This is a genomic window from Streptomyces sp. Je 1-4 4N24 (genome assembly GCF_026239515.1).
Taxonomy (GTDB): domain Bacteria; phylum Actinomycetota; class Actinomycetes; order Streptomycetales; family Streptomycetaceae; genus Streptomyces; species Streptomyces nigrescens.
The window spans coordinates 7,414,638-7,437,834 of sequence record NZ_CP110836.1 but is presented as its reverse complement, the minus strand read 5'-3'; the positions used below and the strand labels follow the sequence as shown (position 1 = coordinate 7,437,834).

Annotated in this window: 24 protein-coding genes, 7 tRNA genes and 2 pseudogenes; 13 read left to right on the top strand and 20 right to left on the bottom strand. The window is 70.6% G+C overall.

The window, feature by feature from the left end:
* Positions 1–184: 184 nt before the first annotated feature.
* A complete protein-coding gene (locus tag SLV14N_RS32555; protein WP_263272222.1) occupies positions 185–1,864 on the top strand; it encodes a hypothetical protein in 1,680 nt (559 codons plus the stop codon).
* A gap of 18 nt (positions 1,865–1,882) precedes the next feature.
* On the opposite strand, the gene SLV14N_RS32550 is transcribed toward SLV14N_RS32555, so the two are convergent.
* From SLV14N_RS32550 to SLV14N_RS32540, 3 genes are all read right to left on the bottom strand, one after another.
* On the bottom strand, positions 1,883–3,088 hold the full coding sequence (locus SLV14N_RS32550; RefSeq protein WP_263272220.1) for a YncE family protein: 1,206 nt from the start codon (positions 3,086–3,088) through the stop codon (positions 1,883–1,885).
* Complete coding sequence (locus tag SLV14N_RS32545; RefSeq protein WP_263273339.1) at positions 3,088–3,864, bottom strand: polysaccharide deacetylase family protein; 777 nt, start codon at positions 3,862–3,864, stop codon at positions 3,088–3,090. The genes SLV14N_RS32550 and SLV14N_RS32545 overlap by 1 nt, the downstream gene beginning before the upstream one ends.
* A 125-nt stretch (positions 3,865–3,989) precedes the next feature.
* Entirely contained in the window at positions 3,990–4,547 is a 558-nt protein-coding gene (locus SLV14N_RS32540; RefSeq protein WP_093647674.1) for an HIT domain-containing protein, read from the bottom strand.
* Positions 4,548–4,608: 61 nt separating this feature from the next.
* On the opposite strand from SLV14N_RS32540, the gene SLV14N_RS32535 reads away from it, so the two are divergent.
* Positions 4,609–5,256 (top strand): potassium channel family protein, encoded by a 648-nt coding sequence (locus SLV14N_RS32535; RefSeq protein WP_263272217.1) that lies wholly within the window; start codon positions 4,609–4,611, stop codon positions 5,254–5,256.
* A 54-nt stretch (positions 5,257–5,310) separates the two neighbouring features.
* Here the strand turns inward: SLV14N_RS32535 and thrS are convergent, their stop codons facing one another.
* The 3 genes from thrS to SLV14N_RS32520 all read right to left on the bottom strand — a co-directional run bounded on the left by thrS (position 5,311) and on the right by SLV14N_RS32520 (position 9,148).
* Positions 5,311–7,290, bottom strand: a complete 1,980-nt coding sequence (gene thrS, locus SLV14N_RS32530) for a threonine--tRNA ligase (protein ID WP_208685912.1) — start codon at positions 7,288–7,290, stop codon at positions 5,311–5,313.
* 113 nt (positions 7,291–7,403) lie between these two features.
* A complete protein-coding gene (locus SLV14N_RS32525) occupies positions 7,404–8,582 on the bottom strand; it encodes a hypothetical protein (RefSeq protein ID WP_263272215.1) in 1,179 nt (392 codons plus the stop codon).
* Positions 8,582–9,148: a DUF4365 domain-containing protein gene (locus tag SLV14N_RS32520; RefSeq protein ID WP_208685908.1), complete on the bottom strand. Its 567-nt coding sequence runs from the start codon at positions 9,146–9,148 to the stop codon at positions 8,582–8,584. Before SLV14N_RS32520 ends, SLV14N_RS32525 begins: the two co-directional genes overlap by 1 nt.
* A 199-nt stretch (positions 9,149–9,347) precedes the next feature.
* On the opposite strand from SLV14N_RS32520, the gene SLV14N_RS32515 reads away from it, so the two are divergent.
* Positions 9,348–10,073 carry an exonuclease domain-containing protein gene (locus tag SLV14N_RS32515; RefSeq protein WP_263273338.1) on the top strand — a complete coding sequence of 242 codons (726 nt, stop codon included), beginning with the start codon at positions 9,348–9,350 and terminating at the stop codon, positions 10,071–10,073.
* A 113-nt stretch (positions 10,074–10,186) separates the two neighbouring features.
* On the opposite strand, the gene SLV14N_RS32510 is transcribed toward SLV14N_RS32515, so the two are convergent.
* From SLV14N_RS32510 to SLV14N_RS32495, 4 genes are all read right to left on the bottom strand, one after another.
* Positions 10,187–10,258 (bottom strand) — tRNA-Val (locus SLV14N_RS32510).
* 116 nt (positions 10,259–10,374) lie between these two features.
* A complete protein-coding gene (locus tag SLV14N_RS32505; protein WP_208685906.1) occupies positions 10,375–10,836 on the bottom strand; it encodes an SRPBCC family protein in 462 nt (153 codons plus the stop codon).
* A gap of 86 nt (positions 10,837–10,922) precedes the next feature.
* Positions 10,923–10,994, bottom strand: a tRNA-Val gene (locus SLV14N_RS32500).
* A 54-nt stretch (positions 10,995–11,048) separates the two neighbouring features.
* Complete coding sequence (locus SLV14N_RS32495) at positions 11,049–11,480, bottom strand: TIGR02611 family protein (protein WP_208685904.1); 432 nt, start codon at positions 11,478–11,480, stop codon at positions 11,049–11,051.
* A 189-nt stretch (positions 11,481–11,669) separates the two neighbouring features.
* On the opposite strand from SLV14N_RS32495, the gene SLV14N_RS32490 reads away from it, so the two are divergent.
* From SLV14N_RS32490 to SLV14N_RS32480, 3 genes are all read left to right on the top strand, one after another.
* On the top strand, positions 11,670–12,083 hold the full coding sequence (locus tag SLV14N_RS32490) for an SsgA family sporulation/cell division regulator (RefSeq protein WP_003959770.1): 414 nt from the start codon (positions 11,670–11,672) through the stop codon (positions 12,081–12,083).
* A 225-nt stretch (positions 12,084–12,308) separates the two neighbouring features.
* Positions 12,309–12,875 (top strand): CGNR zinc finger domain-containing protein, encoded by a 567-nt coding sequence (locus SLV14N_RS32485; protein ID WP_208685902.1) that lies wholly within the window; start codon positions 12,309–12,311, stop codon positions 12,873–12,875.
* Positions 12,876–12,914: 39 nt separating this feature from the next.
* Positions 12,915–13,085: a hypothetical protein gene (locus SLV14N_RS32480; protein WP_208685900.1), complete on the top strand. Its 171-nt coding sequence runs from the start codon at positions 12,915–12,917 to the stop codon at positions 13,083–13,085.
* Between the two features lie 35 nt (positions 13,086–13,120).
* On the opposite strand, the gene SLV14N_RS32475 is transcribed toward SLV14N_RS32480, so the two are convergent.
* The gene (locus tag SLV14N_RS32475) at positions 13,121–13,582 is read right to left on the bottom strand and encodes a hypothetical protein (protein WP_263272213.1); all 462 of its coding nucleotides are present in this window, start codon (positions 13,580–13,582) and stop codon (positions 13,121–13,123) included.
* A 170-nt stretch (positions 13,583–13,752) separates the two neighbouring features.
* Here SLV14N_RS32475 and SLV14N_RS32470 point away from each other — a divergent pair, with 170 nt between their 5' ends.
* On the top strand, positions 13,753–14,277 hold the full coding sequence (locus SLV14N_RS32470) for a DsbA family protein (RefSeq protein ID WP_263272211.1): 525 nt from the start codon (positions 13,753–13,755) through the stop codon (positions 14,275–14,277).
* A gap of 33 nt (positions 14,278–14,310) precedes the next feature.
* On the opposite strand, the gene SLV14N_RS32465 is transcribed toward SLV14N_RS32470, so the two are convergent.
* Genes SLV14N_RS32465 through SLV14N_RS32455 form a run of 3 tightly spaced genes read right to left on the bottom strand, consistent with a single transcriptional unit; the run spans position 14,311 to position 17,065 of the window.
* Complete coding sequence (locus tag SLV14N_RS32465) at positions 14,311–15,141, bottom strand: N-acetyltransferase (protein WP_208685894.1); 831 nt, start codon at positions 15,139–15,141, stop codon at positions 14,311–14,313.
* 35 nt (positions 15,142–15,176) lie between these two features.
* A complete protein-coding gene (locus tag SLV14N_RS32460; RefSeq protein WP_208685892.1) occupies positions 15,177–16,001 on the bottom strand; it encodes an aminotransferase class IV in 825 nt (274 codons plus the stop codon).
* Positions 15,998–17,065, bottom strand: a complete 1,068-nt coding sequence (locus SLV14N_RS32455; RefSeq protein ID WP_208685890.1) for a chorismate-binding protein — start codon at positions 17,063–17,065, stop codon at positions 15,998–16,000. The genes SLV14N_RS32460 and SLV14N_RS32455 overlap by 4 nt, the downstream gene beginning before the upstream one ends.
* A gap of 177 nt (positions 17,066–17,242) precedes the next feature.
* Here SLV14N_RS32455 and SLV14N_RS32450 point away from each other — a divergent pair.
* The 5 genes from SLV14N_RS32450 (at position 17,243) to SLV14N_RS32430 (ending at position 17,705) form a co-directional block, all read left to right on the top strand.
* Positions 17,243–17,315: transfer RNA gene (locus SLV14N_RS32450), tRNA-Gly, on the top strand.
* A 35-nt stretch (positions 17,316–17,350) separates the two neighbouring features.
* A tRNA-Cys gene (locus SLV14N_RS32445) sits at positions 17,351–17,424 on the top strand.
* Position 17,425: 1 nt separating this feature from the next.
* Positions 17,426–17,497 (top strand) — tRNA-Val (locus SLV14N_RS32440).
* Between the two features lie 30 nt (positions 17,498–17,527).
* Positions 17,528–17,599: transfer RNA gene (locus tag SLV14N_RS32435), tRNA-Val, on the top strand.
* A 34-nt stretch (positions 17,600–17,633) separates the two neighbouring features.
* Positions 17,634–17,705, top strand: a tRNA-Val gene (locus tag SLV14N_RS32430).
* A gap of 49 nt (positions 17,706–17,754) precedes the next feature.
* On the opposite strand, the gene SLV14N_RS32425 is transcribed toward SLV14N_RS32430, so the two are convergent.
* From SLV14N_RS32425 to SLV14N_RS32415, 3 genes are all read right to left on the bottom strand, one after another.
* Complete coding sequence (locus SLV14N_RS32425; RefSeq protein ID WP_263272209.1) at positions 17,755–18,051, bottom strand: zf-TFIIB domain-containing protein; 297 nt, start codon at positions 18,049–18,051, stop codon at positions 17,755–17,757.
* Positions 18,052–18,123: 72 nt separating this feature from the next.
* Positions 18,124–18,294 (bottom strand): hypothetical protein, encoded by a 171-nt coding sequence (locus SLV14N_RS32420; protein ID WP_263272207.1) that lies wholly within the window; start codon positions 18,292–18,294, stop codon positions 18,124–18,126.
* Between the two features lie 189 nt (positions 18,295–18,483).
* The gene (locus SLV14N_RS32415) at positions 18,484–18,693 is read right to left on the bottom strand and encodes a hypothetical protein (protein WP_263272205.1); all 210 of its coding nucleotides are present in this window, start codon (positions 18,691–18,693) and stop codon (positions 18,484–18,486) included.
* 604 nt (positions 18,694–19,297) lie between these two features.
* Here SLV14N_RS32415 and SLV14N_RS32410 point away from each other — a divergent pair.
* Positions 19,298–20,650: a serine/threonine-protein kinase gene (locus tag SLV14N_RS32410; RefSeq protein WP_208685882.1), complete on the top strand. Its 1,353-nt coding sequence runs from the start codon at positions 19,298–19,300 to the stop codon at positions 20,648–20,650.
* Here SLV14N_RS32410 and SLV14N_RS32405 read toward each other — a convergent pair.
* The 3 genes and pseudogenes from SLV14N_RS32405 to SLV14N_RS32395 form a co-directional block, all read right to left on the bottom strand.
* Positions 20,647–21,714: an endonuclease/exonuclease/phosphatase family protein gene (locus SLV14N_RS32405; RefSeq protein WP_263272203.1), complete on the bottom strand. Its 1,068-nt coding sequence runs from the start codon at positions 21,712–21,714 to the stop codon at positions 20,647–20,649. The genes SLV14N_RS32410 and SLV14N_RS32405 overlap by 4 nt on opposite strands.
* A 352-nt stretch (positions 21,715–22,066) precedes the next feature.
* Positions 22,067–22,472 (bottom strand): annotated as a pseudogene (locus tag SLV14N_RS32400) (glucoamylase family protein); the annotation flags it as partial.
* A 346-nt stretch (positions 22,473–22,818) separates the two neighbouring features.
* Positions 22,819–23,194, bottom strand: a pseudogene (locus SLV14N_RS32395) (ISAzo13 family transposase); the annotation flags it as partial.
* Positions 23,195–23,197: the final 3 nt, after the last annotated feature.

Genomic DNA, 23,197 nt, shown 5'->3' with positions numbered 1-23,197 from the left:
GACGGCCGATCAACCGTTGGAGCGGCCGCTGTCCTGCTCAACTCCTCTGGGCTGGACGGCGGCTGTACGCTGAGTTCCTGCCGTTGAACCGAGCGTTCGACGTCAGGGTGCGAGGTCACGGGCTCGAAGACAGGCTCTCAGCAAGTGTGCCGTCAGCGGAAGTCGGGAAGAGCCGCATCATTGGATGCGTGCGGTGTGGGGGGCGGTAGTGGCAGACGGCTTTGACTTCAGTCCCGGGGCGCAGGTCCCGCTGTCGGGGAGCGCCGGGCAGACGGCGGCGACCCAGGCGCTGGCCTCGGCCGCCTACCGGGACAGCCCGCTCGCCGATATCTCCAAGGCCGACTCGGATTCCGGCAAGTCCGCCATCAAGAAGCCCAAGCTGTCGCTGTTCGCGCCCAATCTCGGTGAGGCGTTCTCGCGCGCCGTGCAGGTGCGGATGCTCGGCGGCGGGCGCGCCGCGCTCATCCAGTCCTTCGGGACCGAACCGCAGACCATCGTCGAGCACTGTCTGTCCGCCACCCGCATCCGCAAGCAGCGGGACGCCAAGCTGACGGTGCTGATGGTGCTGTTCGGGGTGCTGTTCCTGCCCGGTGTGCTGGTGTGGCTGGGCGTCTTCCAGCTGCGGAAGATGCTCTCCAAGGACGGCGCGGGCAAGGGCCTCTCCCTGATCGGCGGGGTGCTGCTGACGGTGCTGGCGGTCCTCGGCCTGTTCTTCATGATCAAGCTGCCGTTCAACGGCTTCTGGCCGCTGTACGCCCGCGGCATGATCGTCGCCCCGGTGATCGGCTGGTGGCTGGCCAAGCAGATCTGCGAGAAGACCGCGGTGGCCATGCGGGAGTCCTGGAAGGGGCTGCTGGAGGGCGGCGGCGTGGCCGCGAAGATCCCCGAGGCGGTCCCCCAGGACCCGAACCAGATCGCCGCCGAAACCCTCCGCCAGAATCTCGCCAAAATCTCGGCCGAGCAGAGCAGCAACGTCATCTTCTACGCCGGCCCCAAGGGGATACTCGGCATGGGGACGCGCTGGGGCAGCTGGCAGCTCGCCGAGGAGCTCATCCCGGCGCAGGCGGGCAGCGAGATCCACCCGTTCCGCAGCTGGGACGTGATCCGGGCGATCCACGACAAGCTGCGGCTGCTGGAGCGCAGCCCGCTGCACACCGGCGGATTCCCCACACCGTCCGTACGCCACTGGATCGTCTCGCCGGTCGGCGAGAAGGCCGCCGCCGTCAGCCGCCCCGAGGGCACCCATGTGGAGGCGTACCAGATCCGCGGGCACGAGATAGAGCGGATCTGCAACGAGCAGCAGTTCGGCAGCGGCAACCGCCACTACCTCGGCGTCCAGTTCGTCCTGTGGGACGGCCAGTTGGTGATCACCCTCATGATCACCGTCACCGTGCTCCACGAGACCCTGCGCATCGAGGTGACCGGCCATGCCCTCGGTCCGGTCAACGGCCTCTTCACGACGAAGCCGGAGCCCAAGACCAAGGACGTCGCCAAGGTCGTCAAGTTCTGGGAGACCAAGACGCAGCAGCTCCCGCTCATCGAGCCGCAGGAGGTGGTCCGGCTCGCCGCCCGCGCCCCGCTGACCTGGTTCCCGCCGGTCCTGGACTTCCTCGGCGGCAAGCTGACCCTGCCCGAGCCCTTCGGCCTGCGGCATGTCTGGGCCGACAAGCCCTGGCGCCACCGCTTCATGGCCGATGACGCGCTGCGCGCCGCGACCCCGGTGCTGCGCACGGTCCACTCCGCCGCGATGAGCGTCCTCAAGGAGAACGGCGTGGACACCGAGCGCTTCACCAACCGCTCCCTGGTGCTCAGCGGCATGATCCAGGGCGTGGAACCGCAGAAGGCGGACGAGTACAACGCGTGACCCCCAGGGGCACCACGGCTAGCGGAAGATGCCGGTGTGCCCCAGGGAGTACCGTCCCGGCTGCGGATAGACCGCCAGACCGTGCGGGCCCTGGCCGACCGGGATCTTGGCGAGGGTTTTGCCGGTACGGGTGTCCAGCGCATAGACCTCGGAGTTGTAGCGGCCGGACAGCCACAGCACCTTGCCGTCGGTGGACAGACCGCCCATGTCGGGGCTGCCGCCGCCGCGGATGTGCCATGTGTCGACGAGCTTGCCGGTCCTGAAGTCGAGCAGGGAGATGGAGCCCTCGCCGCGGTTGGAGACGTACATGTGCTTCGAGTCTCGGCTGACGTAGAGGCCATGGGCGCCCTTGCCGGTCGGCATGAGCCGGGGCCGGTCGAAGGTGTCGCCGTTGAGCACCCAGATGCCGTCGGCCATCATGTCGGCGATGTACCAGGTCTTGCCGTCCGGGGAGATCTTCACGTCCTGCGGCATCGCCCCCTCGAACGGCAGCTTCTGCTGGCCGATGACCTTCATCTTCTCGGTGTCGACCTTGAGCAGCTCAGCGGAGAACTCACAGGAGACGATGAAGTACCGCCCGTCCGCCGAGAAGTCGGCGTGGTTGACGCCGGCGCAGTTGACCGGCAGCGTCTTGCGGACCTCCATGGTGTGCGGATCGCGGAAGACCAGCTGCCGGTCCATGGAGGCCATCACGACCGCGTACTTCCCGTTGGGCGTGAAGTAGAGGTTGTACGGGTCGTGGACCTTGACGGGGTCGCCGGCCTTGCCGGTGGCGGGGTCGATCGGGGTGAGGTCATGCCCCCGGTTGTTGTTGACCCAGAGCGTCTTCAGGTCCCAGGACGGCACGACATGCTGCGGCTGGACGCCCACCGGAATGGTCTCGATGACCTTGTAGGTCTTCGGGTCGATGACGCTGACCGTGTCGGAGCCGGTGTTGGGGACATAGATCCGCGAGGGGAAGTCCTTGACCTGCGGCGCCAGCCTGCCCGGCCGGTCCGCCGCATAGAGGTCGTGCTCGTCCAGCAGCGGCGGCATCCCGGGCAGGCCCGGCTTGGCGGCCTTGACCGGCGCGCGCTCGACCGGCCGGGGGCTCTGCCCGGCCCGGTCGTTCTCGTCTCCGCTGCCACAGCCGGCGGCCACCAGCGCGCAGGCCACGGCGAGCAGCGCGGCCCGGTGGCGCGCGCGCAGGCTCCGACGGTCGTGGGTACGGTTCCGGTCAGCCATCAGGTCACTAGCTCCGTTGTCGTCACCGCGCGCAGACCGCGCCGGCGGAGGCCGTCGAGGATCGGGGGCAGCGCGGCCACCGTGCCGGCGTGCCCGAGGTGGAGGCTCACGACCGAGCCCGGCCCGACCGAGTCCAGGACCGTGCGCTGGACGGCGGCGGCACCGGGGTCGTTCGCGTCGAGGGAGTCCACGTCGTAGGACAGGACGTGCGGATAGCCGGCCTTGCGGGCCAGCTCGGTCACCAGGGGCGTGGCCCGCCGGGTCTGCGAGGGGCGGAACCAGCTGCCGATGGTTCCGGTGAGCTTGCGCAGCCGGTCGGCGCAGCCGCTGATCTCGGCATAGGCCTCGGCGGCCGGCAGGGCGCAGATGTTGCGGTGGTGCAGAGTGTGATTGCCGAGCTCATGGCCGCCGTCGAGGATCCGGCGGGCCATCGCGGGCTGCTCGTCGAGCCAGTCGCCGATGGCGAGCACGGTGACCTTGGCGCCGGCCCGCTCGGCCTCGCCCAGCAGGGCGGTCGCCATCTGGGGGTCGCCCCTGCCGTGGAAGGTCAGGGCGACCGCCCGGCTGTTCCGCGGCCCGTTTTCGATCTGTACGGGCAGGCCGGGCACCCGGGTCGGCGGCCGGGCGGCGCGCACCGGGGCGGGCGGGGCGTGGCCCGCCCCGGAGGAGCTCGGTCCGCCGGCCGACCGGACGGCTCCGGGGTCCTCGGCCCTGTGTGGGTCGCAGCCCGTCACCAGCGCACCGGCGGCCGCGGCCGAGGCGGCCGCACGCAGCACGGAGCGGCGATCTAGGGAAGTCACCACCCCATTAGAGGGGCAACTAATCCGAATTAGGGCGATCTATCCGATTCGTCCGGGTGCGTGTCGCCTCGGACACCCGCCCGCAGAAGCCCGGAGGAGCCCTACGCGGGCCAGGCGTGCGCGAGCATCGCCCGGGTGTCGGCGAGGAGTTGGGGCAGGACCTTGGTGTGGCCGACCACCGGCATGAAGTTGGTGTCGCCGCCCCAGCGCGGGACGACATGCTGGTGGAGATGGGCCGCGATCCCGGCCCCGGCGACGGTGCCCTGGTTCATCCCGATGTTGAACCCGTGCGCCCCGGAGGCGGTACGCAGCGCGGTCATCGCCCGCTTGGTGAACTCCGCCAGCTCCGCGGTCTCCGGGCCGTCCAGCTCCGTGTAGTCGGCGACATGCCGGAACGGGACGATCATGAGGTGACCGCCGTTGTAGGGGTACAGGTTCAGCACCGCGTAGACATGCTCACCGCGCGCGATCACGAGGCCGTCCTCGTCCGATTTCTCGGGGATGGTGCAGAACGGACAGCCGTCGTCGGCCCCCGGGCCGGTCGGCTTGTTCTCCCCCTGGATGTAGGCCATCCGGTGGGGCGTCCACAGGCGCTGGAAGGCGTCCTGCGTCCCGACTCCGATCTGCTGCTCCGGCTCGCTTGTCATACGGGCCAGCATATTGCTTCGCCCGTTGGCACCGTGTCGTTGGGGCGCATACCCTGGCCTGCTCCGCGATGCTGTGCCGGTGGACAGGGACGTACGGCTGCAGGAGTGGGAGAGACGCGCCCAGCCCTATCTCTTCCTCGCCTCGATCCTCTTTCTCACCTCCTACACGATCCGGGTCCTGGACCCCGGCCTCTCCCCCGGCTGGTACGTCCTCTGGGAGACCGTCACCGTCGTGAGCTGGACGGTCTTCGTGGCGGAATACCTGGCACGACTGGCCTTCAGCAGGGACCGGTGGCACTTCGTGCGCACCCGCTGGCTGGACCTGGTCGTGACCGTGCTGCCGCTCCTGCGGCCGCTGCGCATGATCGATCTGCACGAGCGGATGCAGTTGCGCAGGGCCGTGCCCGGGCTCGGCCTGGAGGCGCGGGTGATGACGTACTCCGGCCTCGCCGCGCTGCTGCTGGGCTTCGCCGCCAGCCTTGCGGTCTACCACGACGAGCGGTCCGCCCCGCACGCGAACATCCGCACCTTCGGTGACGCGGTGTGGTGGGCCGCTTCCACCCTGACGACGACGGGATACGGCGATGCCACCCCCGTCACCGCGCGCGGCCGGGTGATCGCGGTGGGGCTGATGTTCGTCGGGGTGGCCCTGGTGGGAGCGGTGGTGGGCTCCTTCTCCTCCTACCTGATGCGCCGCTTCCGGACGGACGGCGAGCGATGACGAGGCCCCGGAGAGCCGGTCGCTCTCCGGGGCCTCGTGCTCACGTCATCGCCCTCACACCTCGGCGCGACGCTCCACGACATCGAGGATCTCGGCGATCGCCTCATCGCGCGGGATGCCGTTCTTCTGCGACCCGTCGCGGTAGCGGAAGGACACCGCGCCATGGGCGACGTCCTCGTCACCGGCGATGATCATGAACGGCACCTTGCTCTTCTGCGCGTTCCTGATCTTCTTCTGCATCCGGTCCGACGAGGAGTCCACCTCGATCCGCAGCCCCTTGGTCTTCGCCTGTGCCGCGAACTCCTGGAGGTAGGGGACGTGTGCGTCACCGATCGGGATGCAGGTCGCCTGGACCGGCGCCAGCCATGCCGGGAACGCACCCGCGTAGTGCTCCAGCAGCACCGCGAAGAACCGCTCGATGGAGCCGAACAGCGCGCGGTGGATCATGACCGGACGCTGCTTGGAGCCGTCCGCCGAGGTGTACTCCAGGTCGAACCGCTCCGGCAGGTTGAAGTCCAGCTGGATGGTCGACATCTGCCAGGTGCGGCCGATGGCGTCCTTGGTCTGCACAGAGATCTTCGGCCCGTAGAACGCGGCGCCGCCCGGGTCCGGGACCAGCGGCAGGCCCTGCTTCTCGGCCACCTTCCGCAGCGTCTCGGTGGCCTCCTCCCAGGTCTCGTCCGAGCCGACGAACTTCTCCGGGTCCTTGGTGGACAGCTCCAGGTAGAAGTCGTTCAGACCGTAGTCGCGCAGCAGGTCGAGCACGAAGGTGAGCGTGGCGTCCAGCTCGTCGGCCATCTGCTCCTTGGTGCAGTAGATGTGCGCGTCGTCCTGGGTGAAGCCGCGGGCGCGGGTCAGACCGTGCACGACACCGGACTTCTCGTACCGGTACACGGTCCCGAACTCGAAGAGGCGCAGCGGCAGTTCACGGTACGAGCGGCCGCGCGCATCGAAGATCAGGTTGTGCATCGGGCAGTTCATGGGCTTGAGGTAGTAGTCAATGCCCTCGTCGAGCTGCATGGGCGGGTACATGCCGTCGGCGTACCAGTCCAGGTGGCCCGACTTCTCGAAGAGCTTCCCCTTGGTGGCGTGGGGGGTGTAGACGAACTCGTACCCCGACTCCTCGTGACGCCGGCGGGAGTAGTCCTCCATGACCCGGCGGATGATGCCGCCCTTGGGGTGGAAGACCGCCAGCCCCGAGCCGATGTCCTCGGGAACGGAGAACAGGTCCAGCTCGGCACCCAGCTTGCGGTGGTCGCGCTTCTCGGCCTCGGCGAGGAACTCCAGATGCGCCTTGAGCTCGTCCTTGGTCGGCCAGGCGGTGCCGTAGATCCGCTGCAGCTGCTTGTTCTTCTCGCTGCCGCGCCAGTACGCGGCGGCCGAGCGCATCAGCTTGAATGCCGGGATCGCGCGGGTGCTGGGCAGGTGCGGACCGCGGCACAGGTCCTTCCAGCACAGCTCGCCGGTCTTGGCGTCGAGGTTGTCGTAGATGGTCAGCTCGCCGGCGCCGACCTCGGCGGAGGCACCCTCGGCGGCGTCCGCGGCGGAGCCCTTGAGCCCGATCAGCTCCAGCTTGTACGGCTCGTCGGCCAGCTCCTCGCGGGCGGCGTCATCGCTGACCGCACGGCGCGCGAACTTCTGCCCGCGCTTCTGGATCTCCTGCATCTTCTTCTCGATGCGCTTGAGATCGTCCGGGTGGAACGGGGTCTCGACGTCGAAGTCGTAGTAGAAGCCGTCCTTGATGGGCGGGCCGATGCCGAGCTTCGCCTCCGGGAACAGCTCCTGCACGGCCTGCGCCAGCACATGCGCGGCGGAGTGCCGCAGGATGTTCAGACCGTCCTCGGAGGTGATCTCGACGGGCTCGACCGCGTCACCGTCGGCGACCTCGTACGCCAGGTCCTTCAGCTCCCCGGCCACCCGCGCGGCGACGACACTGCGCTCGCCCTGGAAGAGGTCGGCAGCCGTAGTGCCCGTGGTCACCACGCGTTCTTCCCGCTCGGAATCGCGTTGGACGGTCACACGGACGTCTGACACCGGTCTCTCCTGACTCATGTCTCTTTCGCGTCAGCGATTGCTGCGCAGCCGAATCGTACCGAGCCGGCGGACCCGACCGCGAAACGGTTTCACCACCCCCGGCTCGCAGGCCGTCATTCCTCCGCGCCGCACGCCTCCTCGAAGAAGTCGAGATTCTCCTGGAGCGACTTCAGCAGCCGGTCCCGCTCCGCCTCGTCGACCTGTACGGGCGTGACATCGCGGCCGCCGGTGATCCGCCGGAACCCGCCGCGGCTCTCCAGCCGCCCGCTCACCCGGATCGGCAGTCCCACCAGGTGCGCATGCCCGGCGATCCGGTAGTCCTCCTCCCCCAGCGCGACCCGTACCTGCAGCACATCGGCTCCGGTGATCACCCGCAGCCGCACCGTGCCGGGGCCGCCCGGCCGCTCCCTGCGCAGCCGTACCACCGCCCCGGTCACCCGCACCGGCAGCGACGGCTCGTCGCGGACATAGCGCTGGGCCGCCTGCTGCAGCGCGGGCAGATCGCCGGGCGAGAACTCCACCGGCTCGGGACGGGCCGGGCAGCCGGCCGGGGCACCGGCCGCCGGCGACCACTCCACCGCGATCCGCGCCCCCTCCGCATCCCGCACCAGCGCGATCAGCGCCTGGGCCAGCTCATGGCAGACCCCCAGCTCGACGGCCGCGTCGAAGGCCTCCATCCCGCCGGTGGCCCGCTGGTAGTCGGTGGCGTCGCGGGCCGCGTGCAGCGCCTGCTGCAGCCCGGCGACCGCCCGGCGGCCGCCGCGCACCGGCACGAACGCGGTCAGCCGGCGCCCGGCCGCCGCCGGGCCGACCAGCACCTGGCTCATGAAGCCCTCGGCCTGCCGTTTGTGCCGGGCGCCGTAGTAGCCGGCCCGGCCGTACGTCCCCAGTGCCCCGGCGAGCAGCATCGAGCGGGCCGCTCCGCGCAGCTGCTCCTGCGCCACCCAGTGCGCGGCCCCCGAGCCGCCGTCGGGGACCTCCCGTTCCCAGCGCACCTCGTCGCTCGGCACCGCCAGCCCCATCAGCACCTCATGCGCGCAGGGCAGCGGGCTCCGCGCCAGCGCCGCCAGCGCCTCCGCGAGCAGCTCCCCGCTGTCGGGGAAGCGGCGGTCGTGCGGTATCAGCAGACTGGTGCCGCCCGCCCCGCCGGGCGGTGTCCACCGGGCGTAGTGGCCCGCGGCCCCGCCCCTGCGCCGCCAGCCGTGCCGGGCCAGCAGCGCGCTGAGCACCGCCGGGTCGAGCTGCGCGGGGTCCAGCAGCCGCGCGTCATAATCGTCGGTCGGCCGGTACATCAGGGTCTCCCTCCCGCCCCGACCCGCGTCATGATCTCGCAGAGCGCTCGGTCGTCGAAGATCCGCGCGGTGGGGATCCGCACAGTGGTCCTGCGCCGGCCGGTCACCGGATGGCCAGCCAGGTTGATCCAGTAGCAGCAGTGCCGCAGTTCGAGACGGTCGTGGGAGGCCCGTAGCCAGTCCTCCTGGGTCCGTGGGACCAGCATCACGACCAGGATCTTGTGGACCGTCACGGGCGTACGGGCCAGCTTCACCAGGTGGTCGTTGTCGAGTGTGAAGGCGAACGTCGGCCCCGGCGGGCGCGGGGCGGTCTGGTAGGTGCACTTGAGCTGCACCTTGATGGTGACCTCGTCGTCGACGGTGTGGCCGGGCGCGCCATGGCTGACGTGCCAGTCGATTCCGTTGTCCGGGAAGGGCTGCGCCAGCGAGCATCCGGAGGCGGCGGCGACCGCATGGAGGTAGCCCACCTGAAGGGTCTCCATACAGGCAGTGGTGGCGAGTCCGCCGCGCTGCGGGGTGGTCCGCTGAGGCAGCAGCCCGCCCGGTTCGGGCTGCGCGAGCGTCATCGCGGAGTGGCCTTCCGGGCTGTGCCGATCGATGCGAGTGGATGACGGGGAGAAGGCGGATCGCGTCGGCCCGTCCCTCTGGTTGTCTCCGCGTCAAGTGGTCCGCAAACAAAGACGGTTCGAGCACCGGGCGGCTCGGGTATCACCAGCTCGGGTGACGTGCGTGTCATCCCCCGTACGAGCGCGAGGAGTTGGGATGATGCCGTGCTGGTATGACGGTCCACTTGCCGCCTTCGACACCGAGACCACAGGGATCGACGTCGAGCGCGACCGCATCGTCTCCGCGGCCCTGGTGGTCCAGGAGACACCGCGCTCCGCGCCCCGGATCACCCGCTGGCTGATCAATCCGGGCGTCGAGATACCCGATGCCGCGACGGCCGTGCACGGCCTGACGGCCGACCATCTCGCGCTGCACGGCCGCTGGCCGGCGCCGGTGCTGGAGGAGGTCGCGCGCGCCCTGGCCGCCCAGTCGGTGGCCGGCCGCCCGCTGGTCGTGATGAACGCCCCGTTCGATCTCACCCTTCTGGAGCGCGAGTTGAAGCGGCATCGCGCCAGCTCGCTGAACACCTATCTGGGAGGCCACCCGCTGCGCGTCCTGGACCCCCACGTCCTCGACAAGCACCTGGACCGCTACCGCAAGGGCCGCCGCACGCTCACCGATCTGTGTGCGCACTACGAGGTCGAGCTGTCCGACGCCCATGAGGCGGCCGCCGACGCGCTCGCCGCGCTGCATGTCGTCCGGGCCCTGGGGCACCGTTTCGCCGACCGCCTGGAGGGGATGCACCCGGCGGAGCTGCACACCCGCCAGGCCGTCTGGTACGCGGCCCAGGCCCGCGGACTGCAGGCGTGGTTCGCCCGCAGCGGCAACCCCGAGGTCGTCGATCCGCACTGGCCGCTGCGTCCCGAACTCCCGGCGGCCGCCTGATCCCCCCTCAGCAATTCCGTACGGAGACAAAGACGCCGGGCGGAATTCCCGCGCGACGCTCTTCCAACAAAAAGAACCGGGCCGCCTTTTGGCGGCCCGGTTCTTGATCCCGGTGGGCGATACTGGGTTCGAACCAGTGACCTCTTCGGTGTGAACGAAGCGCTCTCCCACTGAGCTAATCGCCCGGGTGTCGGCGAGGTTTCCCTCGCGAACGAGCAGAACAATACAGGCCGCCCGGGGCTTCCATCAAATTCTTCTTCCGCGGCGGCCCGGGCCGCCGTGCCCGGGTGGCCGGCGCCCCTCACCCGCGGGCCAGCCAGGCGGCAAGACCGCGCCGCCCGGCCCGCATCATCAGCGCATGATTCGCGAGGAACAGCGGCCGCCCCAGCAGCGCGAACCGCCGCAGCAGCGGCTTGCAGACCTCGACGTCCTGCTCGAAGACGGCACGGGTGCCGCCGGCGCCGGGCACCACCGTCCAGCGCGCCCAGCCCGCCAGGTCCCCGCGCATCGCCATCTCCAGCACCCCCGCGCCCGGGTCCCGTACGCGCTCGGTCGCCACCACCATGAGGTCGTACGGCAGCAGGGAGCGGAACCGGGCGGCGCCGCTGCGCTCGTCGAGCGGGGTCACCTCGCGGACCTGCGGCCACCACTGCGGATAGGCCTCGGCGCGTTCGAGGACGGCGTAGACGACGGTCGGCGAGGCGTGGAGCAGCCACACGCTCCGGAAGCGGTAGCGGTGCAGTCGGCGTGACCAGGCGGGCATGATCCCAGTGTGCGCCCCGCGCCGAGGGACCCGCCCAACAACTGCGAGGGCCCGGAGACTTGATGTCTCCGGGCCCTCGTCCGGGGTGGGCGATACTGGGTTCGAACCAGTGACCTCTTCGGTGTGAACGAAGCGCTCTCCCACTGAGCTAATCGCCCGGGCGCACCGCCAACATTACCGCACGTCGGCGGGCACTTCTGACCACGTCCCGGTCACTCGGAGACATTCCACGGCATCGCGAGGCCGAACTTCCAGACGTAGACCGCGAGCGCCGCCGCAATGATCACCACGCCGATGGTGGTCAGGATGATGTTGCGTCGCCGCACCTTGGGGTCGAGCGCCTTCTGGGCCGCTTCGGTGACCTTGTGCTTGGTCCAGCGCAGCACCAGCTGCGCCCAGACGAACTCCGTCGCCCAGATCGCCATACCGCCGAAGATCACCAGCCAGCCCGGTCCCGGCAGCGGCAGCATGATCACGCCGGCCACCACGACCGCGAGACCGACGACGAAGACTCCGACCTGCCAGCTCACGTGCAGTGGCCGCGAGCGCTTGATGAAGTGCGGCGCCCTCGAACCCAGCGGCTTCTCGGCCGGCACGGCCTCCCCCTCCACCGTACCCAGTCCCCCGTTACTCTGCGTATTCATACTCACTAACTTACCGGACGGCACGGTTCACCGGAATTACCGCCGAGGACGATCTCGCAATCCGCCGGAAGAGGTACCTGAAGCCACACAAAACCGTCAGAGGGGTTTACAACGGCACCGTAGGTGGCATGTCGATTTCGCCGACGTGCGAATCCCCGAGCGCACACTGAGCGAAAGGCCCTGGCGCTTATGAACACCACGGTCAGCTGCGAGCTGCACCTGCGCCTCGTTGTGTCGAGCGAGTCCTCACTGCCTGTACCCGCGGGCCTGCGGTATGACACGGCCGATCCCTATGCCGTGCATGCCACCTTCCACACCGGAGCCGAGGAGACCGTCGAGTGGGTTTTCGCCCGCGACCTCCTCGCCGAGGGCCTGCACCGGCCCACGGGCACCGGAGACGTCCGCGTATGGCCGTCCCGGAGCCACGGACAGGGCGTTGTCTGCATCGCCCTGAGCTCACCGGAAGGCGAGGCCCTGCTCGAGGCGCCCGCGCGGGCTCTCGAGTCGTTCCTCAAAAGGACCGATGCCGCCGTACCGCCCGGTACGGAGCACCGGCATTTCGATCTCGACACCGAGCTCTCCCACATCCTCGCGGAGAGCTGAGACGCAGACCGGTTACCGAAAGCACCCACCCGCTCACACTTGCGCCCGTCCGACTCGGGGAGACGGCGCAGGACCGACAAGTTCACACGGCACACTTCGGCGTCGTCGCCGCGGACCCACCGCGGAGTCGGCGCTGAAGCTTGTTCGAAGCGCTAAAGTCGGCCACCATTCGGCAACCACCGGGGGCGGTACCCGTCCGGCCCCACCCTGCCAGGGAGCGGAACCGTGATCATCACCCATGACACCCGGTGCGCGCTGGACGCGGTCGTCGATCTGCTGAACACCGCCCCGGAGGGCGAAGGGTCCGGAGCGCCGGACAGCCTGACCGATCTCGCGGCCCTCGAGGAGTTCGTCCAGCGCAACGACGTCAGTGACGTGGGCGCGCTCGGTGCGGGCGACCTGGCCGCCGTACGGTCCGTGCGCGCGCGGTTCGCGCGGGTCTTCGCGGCCGACGACGACCGCACCGCGGCCGAACAGCTGAACGCGCTGGTCGCCTCGGCCGGCACCACTCCGCAGCTGACCGACCACGACGGGTACGACTGGCATGTCCACTACTTCGCGCCGGGCGCGTCGGTCGCCCATCATCTGGCCGCGGACGGCGGGATGGCGCTGGCCTTCCTCGTCGTCGCCGGGGAGCGCGAGCGGCTGCGGCACTGCGAGGCACCGGACTGCCGGCACGCGTTCGTCGATCTCTCCCGCAACCGCTCCCGCCGCTACTGCGACAGCCGTACCTGCGGAAACCGGCTGCATGTCGCCGCCTACCGGGCACGGCGGCGGGAAGCCGCGGGCTGAGTGGCGGCGCGGTTGCCGGCCTCACAGGAGGAAGAGGTCGTGGACCGCACCGAGAAGGAGCAGAAAGCCGATAACGGCGAGGAAGAGCATCAGCGGCGGCTGGGACAGCGCGAACAGGCAACCGCGTGGTTCGGGGGACGGGGCGTCGTCTTGGGCGAGGGCGCACTCATCGTTCATCTCGCGCGCATCATGACGCAGATGATCGTCTGAGTACGCCCGATAGGCGCCTCAGCAGCGGTAGTTCATCAGATCCCGTGCTTTTTCAGGATCGCTTCGATGTCCGAGAAGTCATCCTTGGGTGCACCGCCCTTGCCCGGTGCGGCCTTCCCCTTGGCCGTCGGCTGCGCCGCCGCCCGGCCCGCGCCGAGCGAGGGGACGGAGGCGGCCGGGGCCACCGCGTCGGTCCGGTCGGCCGCCGCGGCCTTGCGCTCCTTGCGGCTGCCGATCCCGCCCCGGCGGCGCTCCACCGCCCTGGTGGTCATGAACAGCACGACCGAGAGGGCGAGCACGCCGAAGCCGGCCCAGACCGTGGGCTTGAAGACGATGCCGGTGACCCAGTCGATGACGCCCGTCATCACCAGGCCGATGGGGATCAGGGAAAAAGCGGCGATGCGGGTCGCGGCCAGGAACCGCTTGCGGTATGCCGTGATCGCGGCGATGCCCAGGCCCGCTGCCGACACCGCGGCACAGACGGTCGAGGTCAGCATCCGGTCCTCCTGCCGATGGATGGGTGAGCAGGCAGACTGCTCCCTTCCATCCTGCCTTGTACCGGGCCGCATGGGCCATGTTCCGGCACGGCCTCAGGGACATCTCGGGGTTGTCCTCCTCCGCAGGTCCCGGTTCGGGCACCGGGCCGGGGGCTGGAAGACTGGTTCCCATGAACGACGCCACCTCCTCCCCCGCTCCCGTCCGCCCCGTTCTGGACGTGTGGTGCGAACTGCAGTGCCCGGACTGCCATACCGCCCTGGAGGACCTGCGGGCGCTGCGGGAGCGTTACGGGGACCGGCTGGACATCCGGCTGCGCCACTTCCCCCTGCCGAAGCACCCGCACGCCTATGTCGCCGCGCAGGCCGCCGAGGAAGCCATCGAGCAGGGCCAGGGCTGGCCGTACATCGAGGCGGTGCTGGCGCGGACCGAGGAGCTCGGCAAGCGCGGGGACAAGCTGCTGCTGGAGGTCGCCGGCGAGCTGGGGCTGGATTCCGAGGAGCTGGACACCGCGCTGATCGACGGGCGGCATCTGCTGATCGTCGACGCGGACCAGGCCGAGGGCAAGGCCATCGGGGTGACCGGGACCCCGACGTATGTGATCGGCGGCGAGCGGCTGGACGGCGGCAAGAGCCAGGAAGGGCTGCGCGCCCGTATCGAGGAGATCGCCGACGGGCTGCTGGCCGGACAGGGCTGAGCCCACGGCCTCACCGGCGTGTCGCGGGCCCGCTCACAGGATCGGCTTCCACAGCAGATACCCGGTGGGCCGGTAGCCCAGCGAGGTGTAGAGGCCGAGCGCCGGGGCGTTGCCCGCGTAGACGTTCAGGCCGAGGCTGGTGCGGCCCGCGGCGAGGCTCTCCCGTTCGGCGACCAGCATCAGGGTCCGGCCGTGGCCGTGCCCGCGGTGTCCGGGCGCCACCCGCACATCGACGACATAGCCGCCGGACTGGTCCGGCATCCGCAGGGCGACCCAGATGCTGCCGACGTCCGCGCCGCCGTGGGCCAGCACGCGCAGCGCCTGGTCGGGCGTCTCCGCGCCCTCCGGGAGCAGGGCGCGATGGCCGGCAGCCGCGGCCTCCTCGGCGCGCGCCCGGGACATGCCCTGGCCGGTCTGCGTACGGACATGCTCGGCGAGCGCGGCGTCCCGCCAGGCCGGGTACTCCGCCTCGCTCAGCGCGCGGTCGCTGCTGCCCTCGGGCAGCGGGGGCGGAGGGGTGAGGGGCTTGCTCATCATGCGGCTGCGCTCGGTGTACCCCAGGGCGGCCGCGAGCCGCCCGGCGGCCTCGGCGTCGGCCGGGACGGTCAGCTCGATCTGCCGGCAGCCCCAGCCGCGCAGCACTTCCTCGGCGGCGAGCGCGGCGACCGTGGCGCGGCCCCGGTGCCGGTCCGGCCCGTCGATGGTCAGCTCCGCGATCCGGCCGGCCGTCGGGCCGAACCGGGCGTCCGTCGTCAGCCTTATCCCGCCGACCCGGCGGCTGTTGACACAGACGTCGTACGGACGGGCGCGGTGCCCGTCGTCATGTCGTTCTTCCGGTCCCGCTGGGCGCAGCGTTGTGGTCACGAGGACTTTCTACTCGCCCGTGCGCCGACCCGTCATCACCGCGGATCGAAGTCGGCGGCGGACTGCTCGTCGAAGATCCGCATGGCTTCGGCGGTCACCGGGCCCGGGCCGTCGGCGAGTTGACGGCCGTCGATCACGTTCACGGCCTGGACGTCGCGCAGGGTGGAGGTCAGGAAGATCTCCTCGGCCCGCTCCAGGGCGTCCAGCGGCAGATCGGTCTCCTTGGCGCCGGCCCAGGCGACGGTCAGGGCGCGGGTGATGCCCGCCAGGCAGCCGGAGTGCAGCGGCGGAGTGTGCAGTTCGCCGTCCAGGACGACGAAGACATTGGAGCCGGTGCCCTCGCAGAGCGCGCCGACAGTGTTGGCGAACAGCGCCTCGGAAGCGCCCCGTTCACGCGCGCGGGCCAGGGCGACGACGTTCTCGCCGTAGGAGGTGGTCTTCAGGCCGGCGAGCGCGCCGCGTTCGTTGCGGGTCCACGGAACGGTGACGGCGGCGGTGGTGTCGGGGCGGCGCCGGGTCTCGGAGAGGGCGATGACCAGCGTGGGGCCGGCGTCGCCGCGGTCCGAGCCGAGCGGCGAGACACCGCCGGTGTAGGTGAGGCGCAGCCGCCCCAGGGCCATCGGGTTGACCTCCATGACGGCCTCACAGCCGCGCCGTACCTCGTCGAGATCGGGATCGGGCAGGCCGAGCCCGCGGGCGGAGGTGGTCAGGCGCTCCAGGTGCCGGGTGAGGGCGAAGGCGCGGCCGTGCTCGGCCTTGATGGTCTCGAAGACCCCGTCGCCGACCGTCAGCCCGTGGTCGAACACCGAGACCCGGGCGCTCTCGGCGTCCTGCAGTCCCCCGTCGAGCCAGATCTTCATCGCTTTCCTCCACTCGCCTCATGCAGGCCCGACGCTACCGCCAGCAGCCTGCGCGCCTTCAACTCGGTCTCGGCCCACTCCCGCTCGGGATCGGAGTCCCAGATGATCCCCGCGCCGGCGCCGAAGCGCAGGACCGGACCACCGGGCGGGGTGCGGTCGATCCAGAACGTCCGGATGCCCACCGCGAGCTCGCCGGTGCGGCGGTCCGCGTCGACCCAGCCGATGCCTCCGCAGTACGGGCCGCGGGGTGCGGTCTCCAGCTCGTCGATGATCCGCAGCGCACTCGACTTGGGGGCGCCGGTGACCGACCCGGGCGGGAAGGTGGCGTCCAGAAGGTCCGCCCAGGCGGTCTTCTCGTTCGCCTCGGCCAGCTCACCGCGCACCGTGGAGACGAGGTGGACCAGGCCGGGGTGCTCTTCGACGGCGCACAGTGCCGGGACGGTGACGGTTCCGGTGGCGCAGACCCGGCCGAGATCGTTGCGGACCAGGTCCACGATCATCACGTTCTCCGCCCGGTCCTTGGCCGAGAGGTCCGCCGCGGTGCGGCCGGTGCCCTTGATCGGGCCGGAGGCGACGGTGCGGTCGTCGCGCCGCAGATACAGCTCCGGGGAGGCACTGGCGATCTCGACGCCGTGGCCGGGCAGCCGGATCGTGCCCGCGTGGGGCGCCGGATTGCCGCGGGCCAGCACCGCCGACAGCGCGTCGACATCGGCGCGGCCGGGGTCGGGCAGCGGCGCGGTCAGCACCCGGCAGAGATTCACTTGATAGACGTCGCCGGCCGCTATGTGTTCACGGACGCGCCGTACACCGCCGGTATAGGCGTCACGGTCCAGCGAGCTGGTCCAGTCGTCGGGCGCGGGGCCGCGCCAGCCGTCGGGGGCCGGCCGGTCCGCCGCGGTGGCCGGCCGGACGTCGCCGAAGCGGGCACAGACCACGGTGCCCTCGAAGTCGGCGGCGACCGCCCACCAGCCCGTGGAGTCCAGGGCCGCGGGATCGCTGGTCACATCCCGCAGGTCAGTGGCTATCAGGCCGCCGAAGCGTGCCATCGGAGCGAAGTCGTGCACGTCAGCGAGTCTATGGCGGCGGCCCGCACGCCGCCTGCGCCGAGCGAGCACCGCAGCACGCTGCACAAACGCGTTTTTGTACTGGCCCCGGAATCCGCTAGAGTTCAACACGTCGCCGGGACGCGGAAGCGCCCCGGAGGCCACGTAGCTCCCGGACGTAGTCTGGGAGAGACACCTGCGGACGTAGCTCAGTTGGTAGAGCACCACCTTGCCAAGGTGGATGTCGCGAGTTCGAGTCTCGTCGTCCGCTCGATGTGGGGGATCTTCCCGAACCCCCTCACTCCTGGTGGAGTGGCCGAGAGGCGAGGCAACGGCCTGCAAAGCCGTCTACACGGGTTCAAATCCCGTCTCCACCTCCAAGGACGATTAGCTCAGCGGGAGAGCGCTTCCCTGACACGGAAGAGGTCACTGGTTCAATCCCAGTATCGTCCACTGGATCCCCGGAAACGGGGTGTCCGTCCCGCGCGATTAGCTCAGCGGGAGAGCGCTTCCCTGACACGGAAGAGGTCACTGGTTCAATCCCAGTATCGCGCACGCAGCTGCGGATCTTCGAGATCCGTGGTCCCGCGGACGATTAGCTCAGCGGGAGAGCGCTTCCCTGACACGGAAGAGGTCACTGGTTCAATCCCAGTATCGTCCACGCCTGATCCCGAGGGCCGGAGCATTTCGCTCCGGCCCTCGGTCGTGCTTCAGGAGGAGAAGAGCATACGGCCGAAGCTGCGGTGATGGCCGTGATGCCCATGGTGGCCGTGGTGGCCCTGGTGGCCGTGGTGGCCCTGGTGCGGGGCGCCCCAGGCGGGGGCTGCGGATAAGCCCTGCGGGGCGGGCGGCGGCGGGGCCTGCTGGGACCACTGTGACTCGAGACGGGCCAGCGCCTCCAGCTCCCCGTAGTCCAGGACTATCCCCCGGCAGCCGGCGCACCGCTCGATCTGGACACCGGTGCGGTGGTACGTCTGCATCGGTGCATGGCACTTGGAGCATTGCATCGTCGCTCAACTCCCCTCATCCGCTGCTGCTCACGGTGGCGCCGCCGGAACGGCCTCCCGGCAGCGGGGCGTTCAGCCTACGTCCGGGGCGGCGGGCGCCAACTGCTGCGGCGGGGACGTCATCCGGGCACGGGCATCGACGACCGCGGTCTCGGCCTCGTCCAGGAGGGCGGGCGGCGGCGGCCCTGGCGACGGCGGGTGAGCGCCCGGCCCTCCTCGGTAATGGGTGCTGGTGCGAGCCATGGGCGGCCCGGTCCGGGATCGTACGCGCGCTGCGGGCGGATCGGGCCGGGGCGGTGGTCCGGAACGCTCGAAGGCCGGGCATCTCCCCAGATGCCCGGCCGTCGTGCCGTCCGCCGCACCCCCCGTCCCCACGGGGTTTCAGCCGGAGGTCCCCCGTCCCGGGCCGCTCTCCCGGGCGTGGGGCGCTGCTCAGCGCCCCAGCATTCCGGCCACGGACGACGCCTGTGTCAGCACGGCTTCCCAGCCGCCGAAGACGACGGCGAGAACGATCGCCAGCGGCAGCACCATGGCCACCGCGACGAGGGGGTGGCGGGTACCGGAGGACTGCTGGCCGGCGAGCACGGCGGCGACTCGGCGCCCCTGTGCCCGCAGGACCGTCCGCCCGGAGATCTGCACCATCGTCCCGCTCCCGTCATCTTCTGGGGCGGCGGGCGTCTGGCCTCGGGGGACGAGTGCACCGCCCGCCGCTTGAAAACAACCCTAGGCACGCGGGCGGCGGCAGGCGTCATGCCGTCGTATCGATTGGTCGGCAAGAGGATGAGGGAACCGCGCTCCGTGTACTCCTCTGGGTGGAGAGACACGTCCAGGACCTGGGGACATCCCGGAGGGGGACCGTCGAACGCACCGTGCCGGGCACTCCTGAGGGTGACCTCGCTCACTCCGTCCGCTCCCCCGCGTACGGCGGCCCGCCCCCACATCGCGCCCCGCTCTCCGCCCCTTCCCGCGCCTCGGCCGTATCCCCTGCTTCCGCGACCAACCCGTCCTGATCCCGCTACATCATGTCAATCCCCCTTCTGCAGCGGATCATTGGGATCTCACGCGGGAGGGCGGACCGCACGGCCGGAGCAGGCGCCCCCGTGCTCAGGGAATCGCACGTGCCACGGTCAATCCACCGGCCGACGCATGCGCGGCCTCTCAGCACAGCGAGCCGTCAATCCGTAAGCTGTGCCACGTCAGACGGTTGGCAGCGGAGGGGGCTCCCCACCGCAGGTAGGGGACGGACATGGCGATGATGCGGCTCCGACGCGAGGACCCGCGTGTCGTCGGGACGTTCCGGCTGCACCGCCGGCTCGGCGCGGGCGGGATGGGCGTGGTCTACCTCGGCTCGGACAAGCGCGGGCAGCGGGTGGCGCTCAAGGTGATCCGGCCGGACCTGGCGGAGGACCAGGAATTCCGCTCGCGGTTCGCCCGTGAGGTCTCCGCCGCCCGGCGGATCCGCGGAGGCTGTACGGCCCGGCTGGTCGCCGCTGATCTCGACGCCGACCGCCCCTGGTTCGCCACGCAGTACGTCCCCGGACCCTCGCTGCACGACAAGGTCAACGAGGAGGGGCCGCTGTCCCCGGCGCAGGTCGCCTCCATCGGCGCCGCGCTGTCCGAGGGGCTGCTGGCCGTCCATGACGCGGGCGTGGTGCACCGCGATCTGAAACCGTCCAACATTCTGCTGTCGCCCAAGGGCCCGCGGATCATCGACTTCGGAATCGCCTGGGCCACCGGTGCCAGCACGCTGACCCATGTCGGTACGGCCGTCGGCTCGCCGGGCTTCCTGGCGCCGGAGCAGGTGCGCGGGGCCGCGGTGACACCGGCGACGGACATCTTCGCGCTGGGCGCCACCCTCGCGTACGCCTGCACCGCGGACTCCCCGTTCGGTCAGGGGAGTTCGGAGGTCATGCTCTACCGCGTGGTCCATGAGGAGGCGCAGCTCGCCGGGGTGCCGGACGCCTTGGCGCCGCTGCTCGCCTCGTGTCTGGCCAAGGACCCGGCGGACCGCCCCAGCACCCTGTCGCTGTCGCTGCGGCTCAAGGAGATCGCGGCCCGTGAGGCGCACGGTCTGTCGGGCGGGCCGCTGGAGAACGGGTCCGGGGCCGGGCCCGGTTGGGAGCGCCTGGAGCGCCGGTCCGCGGAGCGGCCGACCGGGCAGCGGGCCGAGGAGTATGCGCGGCAGCGCACCGAGCGCCGGACGGCGGGCACCTCCTCGCCGCGTCCGCACCCCTCCCGTCCCCCGGTGCCACGGGACGCGGCCGCCCGGCCGGCCGGTCCGGCGTCGGCCGCGGGGAAGAACCCGCGGACCGGCGGGCGGAACGGTCGACGTGTCCCGGCCGGGCGGCCCACGGGGCGAAACGGTTCGCGTACCCCGGTGCGTACGACATCGGGCGGCCGCCGCCCGGGTCCCGACCGTCGGCTGCTGCGCCAGCGCGTCATCGTGTTCGTGGTGGTGACGCTGCTGGTGGCACTCGGCATCGCGGCCGCACAGGGGTGCCAGGGGCCGGCCCGCGGACTCGGGGCGGAGCGGCCGGCGACGGCGGTCCCGTCCGCGGGGGTGGGCGGGCCCTACGGGGTGGGGGAACAGAACCCCTAGGGGATGCGGACGCCCCCTTCCAGTGTGATCCGGGCGGCGACCGGCAGATGGTCGCTGCCGGTGGCGGGCAGGGTCCGGATGTGGCCGACGGTCGCCGAGCGGGCCATGACCTGGTCGATGCGGGCCAGCGGGAAGGCGGCGGGGAAGCTGAAGGCGAAGCCCCGGTCCGCCACGTTCATCCGTGAGGTCAGCGGGGTCAGCCCACGGTCGTCGACCGTACCGTTGAGGTCGCCCAGCAAGATCACCGTTTTCAGCTTCTCGGCGGCGATGGCCTTGCCCAGCAGGGCGGCGCTCTCGTCGCGCCAGGAGGAGGCGAGGCCGCTTGCCCGGAGGCGGACCGAGGGCAGATGCGCGACGTACACCGCGATCTCGCCATGCTGTGTATGGGCTACGGTCCGCAGCCCTCGGCTCCAGGGCTCCGTGATCGCCTGGGGTTTGATGTCCAACAGTCGGCTATCGGTGAGTGGATGCTTCGACCAGAGGCCGACGGTGCCCTGGACCGTGTGGTACGGGTAGTCCGGGGCGAGGGTGTTTTCGTAGACCGGCAGCGCCTGGGGCACCAGTTCCTCCAGGGCGATGAGATCGGGATCGGCGTCAGCCAGGGCGCGGGCCGTGCCCGCCGGGTCGGTGTTCTCGTCGCCGGCGTTGTGCTGCACCACGACCAGGTCGTGCGCGCCGGGCTTCGCCCCGGGCAGGAGCAGCCCGCCGAAGAGGTACGTCCAGGCCGCCACCGGCAGGAGCAGCGCCACCAGCGCGGTGGCCGAACGGCGCAGCAGCGCCAAGCCGAGCAGCACCACGACCACCAGGCCGAGCCAGGGCAGGAACGCTTCGAGCAAACTGCCCAGTCGGCCCAAGGAGTTGGGAACGGCCCGGTGGAAGGCCAGCAGCCCGGCCGTCAGCACCGCGAGCGCGGCAAGGGCCCGCCCGCGCGTCCAGGCTGACAGGCTCCTCGCGTCCCGTTTCGCGTCTTCGCCCGGAGCCCACCAGCCAGACCGGCGCCACGCCCGCCGGGGTGCCGCTGCCGTCACCTTCGCCGTCGGATCGCTGTCCGCCCGCTCCACCATGGCTTCCCATCCGTGTGATCTCGCCCCCCAAGACGAGCCACCTGGTGCGCTGGTTTCTGTTTTCCGCAAGCACGTGCCGCCTCCTCCACCCGCACGGAGAAGACGAGCCCACCCCCTCCCACCGCACCGTCACCCGCGACCGCGACCGCAACCACGACCACGACCACGGTGTACGACGTCTTCCTCGCCCACGCCTGGGAGGCGGTAGCGGTAGCCCGCTCGGCTTCCGCCCGGCCGGCACCACGCTGCTGATCTCCAACCAGCCGGCACGCGGTCAGTGGCATCAGCTGGCTGAGCACGGAACGCAGGCGTCCGTACAAGCGCACCCGCCACTTCCGGCCGCGGACCCAACTCAGATGCTGAAGTGCTCCTTGTCCAGTAGGGGCTGTACCCGTGAGCGGAAGGGGCGTTGCAGGAGTCCGGGGTGCAGGTGCTGGGCCAGGGCGGCGGTGATCATTCCCTGGTCCAGGGCAAGGACGGAGTCGCTGACGCGGCCCGTTGTGACGTTGACGGAGTCGCGGAAGCCGTAGTGGTCGTCGTACGCGTCGAAGTCCCGGGCGAGCGCCTCCAGGTTGGCGATGGCCTCGTCGGGTGCCTGGGGCAGGGCCAGGAAGGAGGCGTGGGGGGGTGACCACTGCGAGGCTGTTGTAGCCGTCCTGCTGCATGCCGATCGCATCGACGCCGTATTCGCGGTATCCCCCTTCGGGGATGCCGGCAGGCGAGAAGCCCCAGTATCCGTACTTCTCCTCCATCAGGCCGCGGCGCTACGCCGGGAAACAGGCCAACCCCCCGGGGTCATGCGCCACGCCGCGGTCCAGACCTCCGCAGCGTCCGGGGCGGGACCCGATGCCTGTAGTCGCACAAGAGTACAGCCGTGTCCCAAGCTTCAAACAACCCCTTGAATCAACGGCGTTGCCTCAAGGAGCTTCTGCCCCAGAAACAGTCGCCGACGCCCGCCTCAAGCGCGGTATGGAGTAGTCCAGTTCGAGGAGTCTGAGTGGAATGCAGGCGTGAAATTCGTAGTGGGTGCGCAGACACCTGAACCCAGTACTGGCGACTGAGTCGGCATGCCGGACTCCCAACTCGGCTTTCCCTGGGGCATAGGTCGAAGGCGGGCCGCTGCATGCCGGTCAGGGCCGGATCGTTGAGCTTCGCGGTCAGGGCGGGATCGACCCATCGTCTGCTCTTGAGTGCCTCGGCAGGCCGGGGCACAAGCGATGCCAGGGTGTAGTTCCAGTCACTGTGGAAGGCATGGGTTGTGAGACAGGGCGTGGAACTCAGCGGGTGGGACCGCGGTGCCCAGGTCGTCGCCGGCTGTGTCCAGCTCGGCGCCGATCCACAGCCCGGTGCGGGTGGTTGTTGCGGCGATGGCCTCGATGACGACCTGGTAGCTGGTCAGCGGCCAGCCTCGCCGGTTCGCGATGATGTGGCCGAACATCCGATCCTCGGTCTTGTTCCACTTCGACTTTCCCGGGGCGGGGGC